Source organism: Methylobacterium indicum, from assembly GCF_001043895.1.
Classification (GTDB): domain Bacteria; phylum Pseudomonadota; class Alphaproteobacteria; order Rhizobiales; family Beijerinckiaceae; genus Methylobacterium; species Methylobacterium indicum.
This window is the reverse complement of record NZ_JTHF01000261.1, coordinates 1-11,799: the sequence shown is the minus strand read 5'-3', so window position 1 is coordinate 11,799 and position 11,799 is coordinate 1. Positions and strand designations below refer to the sequence as shown.

At 71.3% G+C, this 11,799-nt stretch carries 14 protein-coding genes and 1 pseudogene; 3 read left to right on the top strand and 12 right to left on the bottom strand.

Annotation, left to right across the window (positions count from 1 at the left end):
* Nucleotides 1–298: 298 nt before the first annotated feature.
* The 4 genes from QR78_RS26240 to QR78_RS26225 all read right to left on the bottom strand — a co-directional run bounded on the left by QR78_RS26240 (nt 299) and on the right by QR78_RS26225 (nt 4,346).
* On the bottom strand, nt 299–616 hold the full coding sequence (locus QR78_RS26240) for a c-type cytochrome (RefSeq protein WP_048430544.1): 318 nt from the start codon (nt 614–616) through the stop codon (nt 299–301).
* A 57-nt stretch (nt 617–673) separates the two neighbouring features.
* Nucleotides 674–1,945: a PQQ-dependent sugar dehydrogenase gene (locus QR78_RS26235; RefSeq protein WP_048430543.1), complete on the bottom strand. Its 1,272-nt coding sequence runs from the start codon at nt 1,943–1,945 to the stop codon at nt 674–676.
* 134 nt (nt 1,946–2,079) lie between these two features.
* The gene (locus QR78_RS26230) at nt 2,080–3,519 is read right to left on the bottom strand and encodes an amidase (RefSeq protein WP_048430542.1); all 1,440 of its coding nucleotides are present in this window, start codon (nt 3,517–3,519) and stop codon (nt 2,080–2,082) included.
* Nucleotides 3,520–3,647: 128 nt separating this feature from the next.
* Nucleotides 3,648–4,346, bottom strand: a complete 699-nt coding sequence (locus QR78_RS26225) for a HisA/HisF-related TIM barrel protein (protein WP_048430541.1) — start codon at nt 4,344–4,346, stop codon at nt 3,648–3,650.
* Between the two features lie 38 nt (nt 4,347–4,384).
* Between QR78_RS26225 and QR78_RS26220 the strand changes: the two genes are divergently transcribed.
* Complete coding sequence (locus tag QR78_RS26220; RefSeq protein WP_048430540.1) at nt 4,385–5,470, top strand: hydantoinase/oxoprolinase family protein; 1,086 nt, start codon at nt 4,385–4,387, stop codon at nt 5,468–5,470.
* 7 nt (nt 5,471–5,477) lie between these two features.
* Here the strand turns inward: QR78_RS26220 and QR78_RS32140 are convergent, their stop codons facing one another.
* Together QR78_RS32140 and QR78_RS26210 are read right to left on the bottom strand one after the other, a co-directional pair.
* On the bottom strand, nt 5,478–5,951 hold the full coding sequence (locus QR78_RS32140; protein WP_053221100.1) for a BLUF domain-containing protein: 474 nt from the start codon (nt 5,949–5,951) through the stop codon (nt 5,478–5,480).
* A 208-nt stretch (nt 5,952–6,159) separates the two neighbouring features.
* Nucleotides 6,160–7,209 (bottom strand): aromatic ring-hydroxylating oxygenase subunit alpha, encoded by a 1,050-nt coding sequence (locus tag QR78_RS26210; protein ID WP_082172081.1) that lies wholly within the window; start codon nt 7,207–7,209, stop codon nt 6,160–6,162.
* 241 nt (nt 7,210–7,450) lie between these two features.
* On the opposite strand from QR78_RS26210, the gene QR78_RS26205 reads away from it, so the two are divergent.
* On the top strand, nt 7,451–7,879 hold the full coding sequence (locus tag QR78_RS26205) for a DUF3597 domain-containing protein (protein ID WP_048430538.1): 429 nt from the start codon (nt 7,451–7,453) through the stop codon (nt 7,877–7,879).
* A gap of 96 nt (nt 7,880–7,975) precedes the next feature.
* Here the strand turns inward: QR78_RS26205 and QR78_RS26200 are convergent, their stop codons facing one another.
* Together QR78_RS26200 and QR78_RS26195 are read right to left on the bottom strand one after the other, a co-directional pair.
* A complete protein-coding gene (locus QR78_RS26200) occupies nt 7,976–9,091 on the bottom strand; it encodes a polyamine ABC transporter substrate-binding protein (protein ID WP_082172080.1) in 1,116 nt (371 codons plus the stop codon).
* Between the two features lie 3 nt (nt 9,092–9,094).
* On the bottom strand, nt 9,095–9,454 hold the full coding sequence (locus QR78_RS26195; RefSeq protein WP_048430537.1) for a RidA family protein: 360 nt from the start codon (nt 9,452–9,454) through the stop codon (nt 9,095–9,097).
* A gap of 227 nt (nt 9,455–9,681) precedes the next feature.
* On the opposite strand from QR78_RS26195, the gene QR78_RS26190 reads away from it, so the two are divergent.
* Nucleotides 9,682–9,954, top strand: coding sequence for a GlsB/YeaQ/YmgE family stress response membrane protein (locus QR78_RS26190; RefSeq protein WP_048430536.1), 273 nt, complete (start codon nt 9,682–9,684; stop codon nt 9,952–9,954).
* Nucleotides 9,955–10,126: 172 nt separating this feature from the next.
* On the opposite strand, the gene QR78_RS26185 is transcribed toward QR78_RS26190, so the two are convergent.
* The 4 genes and pseudogenes from QR78_RS26185 to QR78_RS35130 form a co-directional block, all read right to left on the bottom strand.
* The gene (locus tag QR78_RS26185; RefSeq protein WP_048430535.1) at nt 10,127–10,369 is read right to left on the bottom strand and encodes a YgaP-like transmembrane domain; all 243 of its coding nucleotides are present in this window, start codon (nt 10,367–10,369) and stop codon (nt 10,127–10,129) included.
* 126 nt (nt 10,370–10,495) lie between these two features.
* On the bottom strand, nt 10,496–11,137 hold the full coding sequence (locus tag QR78_RS26180; protein WP_048430534.1) for a glutathione S-transferase family protein: 642 nt from the start codon (nt 11,135–11,137) through the stop codon (nt 10,496–10,498).
* A 126-nt stretch (nt 11,138–11,263) separates the two neighbouring features.
* Nucleotides 11,264–11,515: a hypothetical protein gene (locus QR78_RS26175; protein ID WP_053221099.1), complete on the bottom strand. Its 252-nt coding sequence runs from the start codon at nt 11,513–11,515 to the stop codon at nt 11,264–11,266.
* A 74-nt stretch (nt 11,516–11,589) separates the two neighbouring features.
* Nucleotides 11,590–11,799 (bottom strand): annotated as a pseudogene (locus QR78_RS35130) (TetR/AcrR family transcriptional regulator); the annotation flags it as partial.

Below are 11,799 nucleotides of genomic sequence, written 5' to 3'. Positions count from 1 at the left end.
GGAGATCCGGGATCCAGCACAAGATGTGCCGCGAAGCGGCTCAGCAGACTGTACCGTTGCAGGAAGTCGGTCGCTTCGCGAAGTTTTACCGCTGGATCCCGGATCTCCCTCCGCTAACGCGTCAGTCGTCCGGGAAAGGGTCGAACCCTCGTGGAACGCCAGCACACCGGCACGCACGTGTGCCGAGTCGCGCGCCGTGGGTTTTGCGAACGGACGCTGCTCTACTCCATTGATCATCAAGAACTTACCCGACGAACCAGTACTCGCCTCGTCGGATGAGTGCTCTGGCGGAAGCGACTCAGCCCGGCGGAATCACGTCGATCTGGATTCCGCTGTAATACGCCGCCAGGTTGGCGATGTCGGCATCCGACAGGTCCTGGGCGGCGACCGACATCACCTCGTTCTTGCGCGTCCCGGTACGGAACTCGGTCAGCGCCTTGACGAGGTAGGGCTCGACCTGGCCGGCGAGGTTCGGCGCGTCGGGAAGCTTCGAGAGGCCGTCGAGACCGTGGCAGGCCTGGCAGGCGATCGCCTTGGCGCGGCCGGCCTTGGCATCGCCGGCGGCGGCCGGGACGGTGGCGGCGGCGAGCAGCAGGAGGGCGAGGGCGCGGGTCATGGGCGTCTCCTTGAGATGGAAGCGGGGTGGCCCTCCGGCCGCCCCGCTCCGAAAAACCTACTTCTCGTAGGAGATGCGGTAGATCGCGCCGGCCGTGTCGTCGGAGACCAGCAGCGAGCCGTCGGGCAGGGTCGCGACGTCGACCGGGCGGCCGAGATACTCGCCGCCCTCGGTCAGCCAGCCCTCGGCGAAGGGCTCGGGCTTGCCGGCGCTGCCGTCCTTGTTGACCGGCACGAACATCACCCGGGCGCCGATCGGCGTGGTGCGGTTCCAGGAGCCGTGCTCGGCGGTGAAGATGCCGCCGCGATATTTTTCCGGGAACGACTTGCCCTTGTAGACGATCATGCCGAGATCGGCGGCGTGGGGTGGGAGTTCCGCCTTGGGCGCCACGACGTCGGCCGGGACCTTGTCGTCCTTGTACTCGACGGTGCGGACGGCGCCGCCGCCGAACCACGGGAAGCCGAAATTCTGGCCGGGCTTGGTGATCTGGTTCAGCTCGCCGGGCGGCTGGTCGTCGCCCATGCCGTCGACCTGGTTGTCGGTGAACCACAGGGTCTTGTCGGGGGCAAAGTCCATGCCGACCGAGTTGCGGATGCCGGTGGCGTAGACCTCCCGGTTCTTGCCGTCGGCATCCATGCGGATGATGCCGCCGATGCCGGTCTTGGCGTAGAGGTCGGACTTCTCCTTCGGCGGCACGTTGAACGGCTGGCCGAGGGAGACGTAGAGCTTGCCGTCCGGCCCGATGCGGCACATCCGGGCGGTGTGGTTGTAGCTTTCCTCGGACGGCGGAATCAGCTCGCCCTGCTTGACCACCACGACGGCCGGGCCGTCCGTGCCCTCGTAGAAGAACTCGGCAGCCGGGAAGGCCAGGATGCGGTTCTGCTCCACCACCGTCAGCACGCCGTCGCGGGAGAAGCAGACGCCGTTCGGGATCTTGAAGTCGACGCCCGGCGCGTAGACCTTCACCTCGTCGGCGACGCGGTCCTTGTCGCGATCGGTGACGGTGTACATCTTGGACTTGCGGGTGCCGACGAAGACCACGCCGGCATTCGGGCCGACCGCCATCGAGCGGGCGTCCGGCACCACGGCGTAGAGCTCGATCTTGAACCCGTCCGGGACCTTGATCTTCTGGAGCGTCTTGTTGATCGCGTCGGCGCGCCGGCCGGTCTGCGGGATCGGTGCCGGCTCGGCGACGCCGGTCTGCTTGAAGCTGCCGAGTTTCTCCAGGTTGTCGACCTTGGCCTTGGTGTCGCCGGCGGTCGTGTCCTGGGCAAGGGCGGCGCTCGCGAGGGAGACGCCGGCGGCGAGCGCCAGCAGGAAGGGCTTCATCGGGATTTCCTCCGGATCTCGGCCGTTGCGGCGTGGCCGAGCTTGTTGCCCGCCATGTATGCCGGGAGGTCTGACAGGCGGCAAGCGGAGCAGGCAGCCTATCCCGTTCACGCCGCCGTGATCAGGTACGGGGATCAGCCGCGCAGGGCCGGCGGCAGCACCCGGTCGAAGCCCGTCACCGCCTCGTAGGCGGCAGCGATGGCCAGCAGTTCCGCCTCGCCGCGGTTCGGGGCGATGAGCTGGAGGCCCATCGGCAGGCCCGCGGCGTTGAAGCCGGCCGGCAGGCTGATCACCGGACAGCCCGAGAGCGTGCCGGGCACCACCACCTCCATCCAGCGGTGATAGGTGTCCATGGCGCGCCCGCCGACCTCCCGCGGCCAGGTCTCCTCGGCGGCGAACGGGAAGACCTGGGCGGCGGGCATCGCCAGCACGTCGAAGCGCGTGAACAATTCGCGCACGCAGTGGTACCAGGCGGTGCGGGTGACGCTGGCAGCGTGGACGTCGAAGGCCGAGAGCCCCTGGCCCTGCTCGACCTCCCAGATCGCCTCCGGCCGCATCAGGGCGCGCGTTTCCGGGTCGCGCCAATGGACCGCGAGGGTCGCGCCGATGATCCATTGGCGCAGCCGGGTCCAGCTCTTCCAGATCGCCTCCGGGTCGAAGGCCGGCAGTACCGGCTCCACCGCCGCGCCCTCGCCCGACAACACCCGCAGGGCGTCCTCGCAGAGGTCGAGCACGCCGGGCTCGAACGGCAGGTGGCCCCCGAAATCGCCGATCCAGCCGATCCGCAGGCCCTTCAGCTCCCGGGGACGCGGCGCCGCGAAGGCGGCGGGGTCCTCCCGGAAAGCGGTCGGCGTGCGGGGATCGTACCCGGCCTGGACCGAGAGGAGCAGGCCGAGATCCTCGGTGCAGCGCGCCATCGGCCCGAGCACCCCGAGCTGGGGCAGGAAGACCTCCTCGGTGCTGTTCGGGATGCGCCCGGCGGCGGGGCGCAGGCCCAGCACGTTGTTCCAGGCGGCGGGATTGCGCAGGGAGCCGCCATGGTCGCTGCCGTCCGCAAGGGGCACCATCCGCATGGCGAGCGCCACCCCGGCGCCGCCGCTCGATCCGCCCCCGGCCTTGCGCGGATCGTAGGCGTTGCGGGTCGGGCCGAAGACCGGGTTGGTGCTGTGCGAGCCGAGGCCGAATTCCGGCACGTTGGTCTTGCCGATGAGCAGCGCGCCCGCCGCTCGGAGGCGGGCGACGTGGAGCGCGTCCACCTCCGGCACGGTGTCGCGGAAGAGCGGCGAGCCGTGGGTGGTGCGGATGCCGGCGGTGGGCGAGAGGTCCTTGACCGCGTGCGGCAGGCCGTGGAGCGGCCCGCGCGGACCCCGCTCCTTGAGCTCCCGGTCGGCGGCCTCGGCCTCGGCGAGGAGCGCGTCGGGGTCGCGCAGGGACACGATGGCGTTCACCGCCGGGTTGTGGCGGGCGATCTGGTCGAGATGGGCCTGCATCACCTCCCGGGCCGAGACGGCCCGGTCGCGGATGGCCCGCGCGAGGTCGGTGGCACGCATCGTCACGAGATCGGTGGAGGGCATCGCGGGGTCCTGGCTCGGCGTCGCATCAAGCGGAGCACGGCGACCGGGTCCGGACAAGCGCGGCGGCGTCGGGCGGGCACGCCGTCCCGCGCATATCGCCCCGCCTTTCTCGCCGCCGCCGACGGGCCTCAGGCCCGCAGCCGCCCGTCGTGGATCGCACTGGCGACGAGCACCCCCGCCGCTCCCGCGTCGTCGAGGGCCGGCAGATCCTCCGGGCCGCGCAAGCCCCCGGCGGCGTAGAACGCGACATGCGGCGCCCGCGCCTTGAGCGCCCGCAATCCCGCGAGGTCCGGTCCGGCGCCGCTGCCGACGCGCGCGAGCGTCATCACGATCACCTCCGGCGGCCAGGCGGACGCATCCTCGTGCAGGATCGCGGGCCCCATCGGAGCCCCGTCCCGGCTGTCGAGGGACAGGACCGCCCGGTCGCCGATGCGGCGCACCAGGGCGTCGTCGGCCTGGCTTTCGCTGCCGAGCACCGGCCGGCCGAGGCCGGAGGCCAGGAAGGCCGCCACGCCCGCCTCGCTGGAGAACCCCGCATCGACCCACAGCTCGATCCCCGGGCAGGCGGCGCGGATCGCCCGGAGCGCGCCGAGGTCGGGCGGCACGCCGTCCACGATCGCGTCGAGATCGGCGACGTAGAGCCGCCGCGCCGGCCAGGCGCCGAGGAGGCCCCGGGCCACGTCGGCCGGGGCGGAGCCGGGGCTGAGCGGCGTCACGATCGGCGCGTAGGCGTCGCGGTCGCCGGCCCGGGCCCGCACGACGAGGCCGCCGCGCAGGTCGAGGACCGGCACCACCTCGGTCCGGGTTGCGGAAGGAGCGCCGCTCATGCGACCCGGGCCCGACGCGCCGTGACCGGGACCCGACCGTGACTGATTCCCATTCCTCCGCCCCTTCCGTTTCTCCGCGCGAGCGCATCATCGGCTGGGACTTCGGCGGGGTCCATGTCAAGGCGGCCCTGGTCGAGGGGGGCCGGGTGCAGGCGGTGGTGCAGGTGCCGTGCCCGCTCTGGAACGGCCTGCCGGCGCTGGACGATTCGGTCGCCGCGCTGCCGGGCTGGGCGCGCGAGCCGGCGCACCACGCCGTGACGATGACCGGCGAGTTGACCGATTGCTTTTCCGACCGCGCCGACGGGGTGACGCAGATCGCCGGCTGGGCCGCCGCGCACCTGCCCGGCACGGTCGCGGTCTATGCCGGGCGCGCCGGCTTCGTGGCACCCGAGGAGGCCGGGGCGAAGGCGCCCGACGTCGCCAGCGCCAACTGGCACGCCACCGCAGCCCTCGTCGGACGCCTCCGGCCGGCGGCCCTCCTGGTCGATCTCGGCTCGACCACCGGCGACCTGATCCCGATCCGCGACGGGCAGCCCTGGGCGGTCGGCTACAGCGATGCCGAGCGGCTGGAGACCGGCGAACTGGTCTATACCGGGGTCGTGCGAACCCCGCTCCTGGCGCTCAGCCCGGCCGTGCCGTTCCGCGGCCGCCGCACCGCCCTGATGGCCGAGTGCTTCGCCACCACCGGGGACGCCTACCGGCTGCTCCGCGACCTGCCGGAGGCGGAGGACCAGCAGGACACCGCCGACCTCAAGGGCAAGTCCATCCCGGAGACCGAGATCCGGCTCGCGCGGATGATCGGGCGCGACCGCCACGAGGGCTCCGCCGCCGACTGGGTCCGCCTCGCGGGGGTCTTCGCGGAGGCGCAGCTGCGGCTCCTGCACGATGCCGCCGCCACGATCCTGTCCCGCGGCGAGCTGCCGGAGGAGGCGCCGGTCGTGATCTGCGGCGCCGGCCGCTTCGTCGCCGCGCGCCTCGCCGCCCGTCTCGGCCGGCCGGCCGAGGAGCTGAGCGACCTCCTGGCGCCCCGTCTGGCTCCGGAGGCCGGCGCCTTCGCGTCGACCTGCGGCCCGGCGGTCGCCGTGGCGCTGCTTGCCGCCGACCCGCCCGCCCGGGCGGGGTGAGAGGGACTCAGCGCCGGGCGTCCCCGGAAGCATCGTCGCGGGCGGAATGCCAGGGCGTGCTGATCGGGCTGTCGACGAGGAGCAGCAGGGTGCGGCGCAGGAGCTGGTCGCGGGCCTCGGCACCGCCCGCGGGGCAGGCGCCGTTCAGCCGCGCGTCGAGCTCCGGGGTGGTGCCGAGGAAGCCCATGTTCCAGCCCGGGAAACGCCGCTCGGCGACGACATCCATCTCGATCACCGCCAGGGTGTGGTGGCGCCGGTCGACCAGGATCGACTCGAAGATCGGCTGCACGGCGGAGCGCCGCCCCTCCAGCACCTGGAAGAAGCCGAGCCCGGTATAGACCAGCACGCCGGTCACCTCCGCCCGACGGTTGCGCTCCCGGGCGACCGCCAGCAGAGAGGCGATGTGGCCCTGTCCCAGCATCGTCTCCATCGGATGAGCGGCCGTGCTCTTGTAGACGATGCGGAAGACGTCGCCTGACATCCATTCCCCCCGGGCAGCGGAAGAGACGGCATACCCTGAAAAGAACGGACAGCGATAGCGCTCCGGCGTGCGCTCGAAGGATTTGATGCCGATCCGGTGGGCCGAAACAGAATTACCCACCGGTCCCACTCGCCCTGCATTCCGCCGTTGCCCGCGACATCGCTGCAGCAGGCACGATCGCGATGCCGCCGGCGCCGTGTCGGCGCGTTCAACTGCGCCAGCGCAGCTCCCGCGGCTCCAGCGGATTGACGAAGGGCGCCGCCGCCTCGCGCGCCCGCAGGAACTCGCGCTTGAGGCTGAAGTACCATTGCGACTGCACGTCGCTCTCGCCCATCAGCACCATCGCGGGCTTCCGGTCGAGGCCGCGCTGGGCGATCTGGAGCACGTCCCGGTCCTGGCCGAGGAACTGGCGCATCAGCGGCCGGGCGACGGGCTTGAGCAGGTTGAGGGCCGGGATGTTCCAGTACATCGCGTTGATGAGCGCGGTGCGCCCGTTCGCCAGCGGCGCGGCGAAGGTGTAGTTCGCCAGCCGCTTCTCGCCGGCGGTGATCCGCTCCAGCCGCACGCCCGGCAGCCGGAACTCGATCTCGACCTCCGGAATCGAGCCGAGCAGGCGATAGGCGAGGGAGGCGGTCTTGGCCGTGTGGCTCGTCATGGTGAAGCCGAAGGGCGAGGGCGCGAAGTGCTTCACCTTCTCCTTCATGGTCTTCGAGGGGCGCCACCACCAGGAATCGTGCACGTAGGCGACGTGGGCCGGATCGACGAAGCTCAGCGCCACGAGGTCGAACGAGGCCTCGACCTCCAGGATCTCGACCAGCTGCCCGCAATAGTCGAACTCGACCTCCGGGATCGGCGGCGCCGCCTCGGGGCTGGCATGCGCCGGGTTGGCGCTGGTATGGACCCAGATCAGGCCGGACTTCTCCGCCACCGCGAAGCGGGCGAGGCGGACGGACGCGAAGTTCGCGTCGTCCCGGCGGGCGAGCGCCGGGATCGCCGCGCAGGCGCCGTCGGGCCGGAACTGCCAGCCGTGGAACGGGCAGACGAGGTTGCCGTCGACGATGCGGCCGGCCGAGAGCGCCATGCCGCGATGCGGGCAGCGGTCGCGCAGCGCGAACAGCGCGCCCGACTCCTCGCGCCCGACCACCACGGCCTCCTCGCCGAGGCTCACCGACCGCATGCCGCCGGGCCGGACGCTGCGGCTCTCGCCGACGCAGTACCAGACGTCGTCGAGCGCCCGGCGTATCGGATCCCCTGTCATGCCGCTCCCACGCATTCCCGTCGCGGCCGGCGCCACGCGCCCGGCCCGCCATCCGGCCCGTCCTTAGCCCATCCCGCGGCGGCATGCAGCGCCGGGATGGTCGCGGCGCCAGCTTCACGGACGAGCCTCACGGAACGGTGAGCGGGGCCGTTCGTTACCGTGCCGCAGGGCCGAGCGCGCCCGCCCTCCGCCCGCGTGGGTGCGGGCAGCGCCCCACGAGCCCCAGACGGAGAACGACACGATGAGCCTGCTCGGGACGATCGTCAGCAAGATCCTGCACCCCTTCGGCGGCGGCGACGCCCAGGCGCAGACGTCGGGGGATGCGCCCAAGACCGATACGTCCTCGGCGGGCGGAGCGCTCGGCGGCGGCTCGGACGCGGCATCCGGCGGCACGGTGCCGAAGGTCGACGGCAAGGTCGATGTCGAGGCGGTGCTCAACGACCTCGCCGGAAAGGCCGGCCAGCCGCTGAACTGGCGCACCTCGATCGTCGACCTGATGAAGCTGCTCCACCTCGACAGCAGCCTGTCGGCCCGCAAGGAACTCGCCAAGGAGCTGAACTACACCGGCGACACCGAGGATTCGGCCACGATGAACGTGTGGCTGCACAAGCAGGTCATCAAGAAGCTCGAGGAGAACGGCGGCAAGGTGCCGGACGACCTCAAGGATTGATGCCGGAACGAGATTCCGCTCGCCCGCGACGCGGGTGGGCAGAACAGGACGGGGCCCGTTCCGGCGAGGAGCGGGCCCTTCTCGTGGGTGGGTGCCTCAGCGTCCGGTGCGCACCCGGGTCCAGAGCCGCGTCACCAGCCGCTGGGTGCGGTCGTCGTAGGCGGTGTTGGTGAACAGCCGCCGGAACGTCGCCTCGTCCGGGTAGATGCCGGGATCGGCCAGGATCTCCGGCTTGACCAGGGCCTTGGCGGCCAGGTTTCCGCTCGCGTAGGACACGAAGTTGGTGTTGGCCGCCGCCACCTCGGGCCGCATCATGAAGTCGATGAAGGCGTGGGCCTCCGCCGCGTGGGGGGCGTCCTTCGGAATCGCGAAGGAATCGAACCACATCAGCGCGCCCTGCTGCGGGATGACGTAGGCGATGTCGACGTCGTTCTTGGCCTCGCGGGCCCGGCGGCGGGCCTGCAGCACGTCGCCGGAATAGCCGACCGACAGGCAGACGTCGCCGTTGGCGAGCTGGTTGATGTATTCCGAGGAGTGGAACTTCTGCACCGCGCCGCGGATGCGGAACAGCGCGTCGCCCGCCTTCTCGAGATCGTCGACCCGCCGCGTGTCGGGCTTCAGCCCGAGGGCCTGGAGCACGCTCGGAAAGATGTCCTCGGGTGCGTCCAGTATCGTGACGCCGCAATCCTTGAGCTTGGCGACGAGCTCGGGGCGCAGGACGATGTCCCAGGTGTTGAGCGGCTGGTTCGCCCCCAGGCGGGCGCGCACCAGGGCGGTGTTCATGCCGATGCCGGTGGTGCCCCACATGTAGTCGACGGCGTAGGCGTTGCCCGGATCGTAGACCGCGAGCCGCGCCGTCACCTCGGGCCAGGCGTTCTTCAGGTTCGGCAGCTTGGCCTTGTCGAGGGGCTGGAAGACGCCCGCCTTGATCAGGCGCTGCAGGAACGGGCCGGACGGCACCACGATGTCGTAGCCCGAGCGGCCGGCGAGCAGCTTGGTCTCGACGATCTCGTTGGTGTCGTAGGTGTCGTACACCACCTTGATGCCGGTCTCGCGCGTGAAGGCGTCGAGCATCTGGGGGTCGATGTAGTCCGACCAGTTGTAGACGTTGACGACCCGCTCCGGCGCGGCCGCCGCGGAGCCGACGGACCCCGCCGCGAGGGCGAGGAGGCAGGCCGAGGCCCGCAGGAAACCGCGCCGGAGCAGCCGCATCGGTCAGGCTCCGGTCGCGGCGATGATCGAGATCTCGACCTTGTATTGCGGGGCGGCGAGCTTGGCCTCGACGGTGGCGCGGGCCGGGGTGTGGCCGGCGGCGACCCAGCCGTCCCAGGCGCGGTTCATCTCGGCGAAGGTCGACATGTCGGCGAGGTAGATCGTGGCCGAGAGGAGCCGGGTCTTGTCGCTGCCGACGCTGGCGAGCAGTGCGTCGATCTGGGCCAGGATGTCCTTGGTCTGCGCCTCGACGCCCTCGCCGTTCGAGACGTTGTCCGCGACCTGCCCGGCCAGGTAGGCGGTGCCGTGATGGACCACAGCCTGGCTCATCCGGGGGCCGGTCTCGAAACGCGTGATGGTCATCGGGTTCTCCACGAGGCTTCCGTAGCGCTCCGGCGCCTTGTGCCGCCGAAGGCGGGGCCGCGTAAAGGGCCCTCGCGGCGAAGGACGGGCGACGGCCGGGGCGAGGGCGGGAACTGAGCGGGAACTGGGCGAGGGCAGGAAATGCCGAACGGTCACGTCGTCCGGCGCAACCTCGGCCCGACCCGTGCGTTTCATCAGCATAGAAGCGGAGCCGAAGGGCAGCCCCCATGCTTGCGATCCTGTGGACCATCATCATCGGCTTCGTCGCCGGTGTCATCGCCAAGTTCATCATGCCCGGCACGGCCAATGAGCCGAGCGGCTTCATCATGACGACGCTGCTCGGCATCGTCGGCGCCTTCGTGGCGACCTTCCTCGGACAGGTCACCGGCTGGTACCCGCCCAACGAGGGCGCCGGCCTGATTGCCTCGGTCGTCGGCGCGGTCGTCGTGCTCGCGATCTTCGGCTTCATCCAGGGCCGTCGCCGCACCACCGTGCTCTGAGTGAATCGAAGGCCGGCGGCAGCCGGCCTCGACCCGAAACGAGAAAGGCCCGTACCGGGATGCCGGTACGGGCCTTTCTCGTCTCTAGGGTGCAGGCGAACGATCCAAGGGAAACCAAATGACCCGACGGAGATCCGGGGCGCCCGCAGGGACGCCCCGGATCGGTCGTTCGTCAGATGCGGGCCGGGCTGCGTCCGCTGTCGTTCATCAGCGACTTCGCGGCGCAATGGCCGGTGGCGCCGCGGATCGCCAGGAGCGAGCCGGCGACCAGGGCCGCGAGGCTCAGGAACTTGTTCGGCCGGGGCTGGGCCGCCGCCGCGGCGAGGCCGAGGCCGAGCACGACCGAGATGGCCCGCTCCTTGGTGGTCAGGTTGCGCTCGCCGCTGAAGACGTCGTGAATCAGGTCGCTGGCCATGGTGGCTCCGTCAGGCTGGGGCGCGGAGGATTTCCGCTGCGTCGCGGTGCGAACGCGGGCGGAGGCCGGACGTTCCCGCTCGACCGCCTCCGTGGGTGCCTCTCCCCGGCTGGATCGCGGCGTCAATCACGCCTGCTGCTGCATCTCGGCGTGAATCCGGTCGTCGATCTCCCGGGCGCGGACGGCCGCGGGCCGGTCGACGAGACGGGCCACGTAGGCCTCGTAGGCCGGGCGCCGCTCGATCGAGCCGAACTGCATGCCCCAGATCAGGTGCGAGCCGACATAGAGGTCCGCGGCCGAGAAGCGCCCACCGGCGAGGTAGTCGCGGCCCGAGACGGCCCCCTCGAGGGCATCCAGGACCTCCGCCAGGCTGCCGTAGCCGACCATGGCGCGCATCTGCGGATCGTCCGGGACCACGACGCCGAGCGCCTTGTTGGTCACCGCGGCCTCGACCGGGCCGGCGGCGAAGAACAGCCAGCGGTAATAGGCGCCGCGCTCGGGATCGTTCGGGGCCGGGGCGAGACCGGCGTGCGGAAAGGCGTCGGCCAGATAGGCGCAGATCGCCGCCGTCTCGGTGACGGTGACGCCGCGATGGACCAGCGACGGCACCTTGGCGAGGGGATTGATGGCCCGGTAGGCCACGTCCTTCATCGTCGGGCCGTAACCGAGGATCTCGGTGCGGTACGTCGCGCCGACCTCCTCCAGCATCCAGCGGACGATGCGGCCGCGGGACATCGGATGAGTGTAGAACACGAGTTCGTCGGTCATGAGCGGCCTCCCTGGCTGGGTGAGGGAAGCAGCCCGATCGGCGATTCGCAAGGCGGGGGGACGCCCCGGCGCTCTCTCGGCGCGGGGCGCGCCGTCATGGGACGGCGGAGCCCGACCGGATTCCGCTCACCCGCGCTGGGGCCGCAGCACCCCGTCGGTCGTCTTCGGGTCCGGGGCGGGGGGCCGCACGGTACCGGTCGTGTCGGCGTCGCCCGGGCGGACGCGCTCGGCCGGCGTCTCGTGGACCGACGGCATGTTGGGGGCCATCTCGCGGCTGCGCTGCGGGCTGTCGACGAGCGGCTTGTCGACGACCTGCGCCACCACCGGCGAGGCGGCCAGGACGGCGAGCAGGACGAGACGGCTGGTGCCTCGGGTCATCGGGCTCTCCTCCATGACTGTGCTGATCTTCATGAAGAGCAATCGACCGGGCCCGAATCCGGTTCCCGGCCGGGTCAGCGCAGGGACAGCATCCCGATGACCGCGTCGCCGACCATCCGCTTGTGGCGGGTCCGCAAGTCGGGCGCGGCGAGGTCGATCGAGAAGATCGCCCCGAAGGTGTGGCGGTTCGAGACCCGGAAGAAGCAGAGCGCGCTGATCAACAGGTGGACGTCCAGGGGATCGACGTCGGCGCGGAAGATCCCCTCGGCCTGCCCGCGGGCGAT

Coding starts and splice junctions, on each gene's coding strand:
- QR78_RS26240 (WP_048430544.1), bottom strand. CDS start 616: ATGACCCGCGCCCTCGCCCTCCTGCTGCTCGCCGCCGCCACCGTCCCG.
- QR78_RS26235 (WP_048430543.1), bottom strand. CDS start 1,945: ATGAAGCCCTTCCTGCTGGCGCTCGCCGCCGGCGTCTCCCTCGCGAGC.
- QR78_RS26230 (WP_048430542.1), bottom strand. CDS start 3,519: ATGCCCTCCACCGATCTCGTGACGATGCGTGCCACCGACCTCGCGCGG.
- QR78_RS26225 (WP_048430541.1), bottom strand. CDS start 4,346: ATGAGCGGCGCTCCTTCCGCAACCCGGACCGAGGTGGTGCCGGTCCTC.
- QR78_RS32140 (WP_053221100.1), bottom strand. CDS start 5,951: ATGTCAGGCGACGTCTTCCGCATCGTCTACAAGAGCACGGCCGCTCAT.
- QR78_RS26210 (WP_082172081.1), bottom strand. CDS start 7,209: ATGACAGGGGATCCGATACGCCGGGCGCTCGACGACGTCTGGTACTGC.
- QR78_RS26205 (WP_048430538.1), top strand. CDS start 7,451: ATGAGCCTGCTCGGGACGATCGTCAGCAAGATCCTGCACCCCTTCGGC.
- QR78_RS26200 (WP_082172080.1), bottom strand. CDS start 9,091: ATGCGGCTGCTCCGGCGCGGTTTCCTGCGGGCCTCGGCCTGCCTCCTC.
- QR78_RS26195 (WP_048430537.1), bottom strand. CDS start 9,454: ATGACCATCACGCGTTTCGAGACCGGCCCCCGGATGAGCCAGGCTGTG.
- QR78_RS26190 (WP_048430536.1), top strand. CDS start 9,682: ATGCTTGCGATCCTGTGGACCATCATCATCGGCTTCGTCGCCGGTGTC.
- QR78_RS26185 (WP_048430535.1), bottom strand. CDS start 10,369: ATGGCCAGCGACCTGATTCACGACGTCTTCAGCGGCGAGCGCAACCTG.
- QR78_RS26180 (WP_048430534.1), bottom strand. CDS start 11,137: ATGACCGACGAACTCGTGTTCTACACTCATCCGATGTCCCGCGGCCGC.
- QR78_RS26175 (WP_053221099.1), bottom strand. CDS start 11,515: ATGACCCGAGGCACCAGCCGTCTCGTCCTGCTCGCCGTCCTGGCCGCC.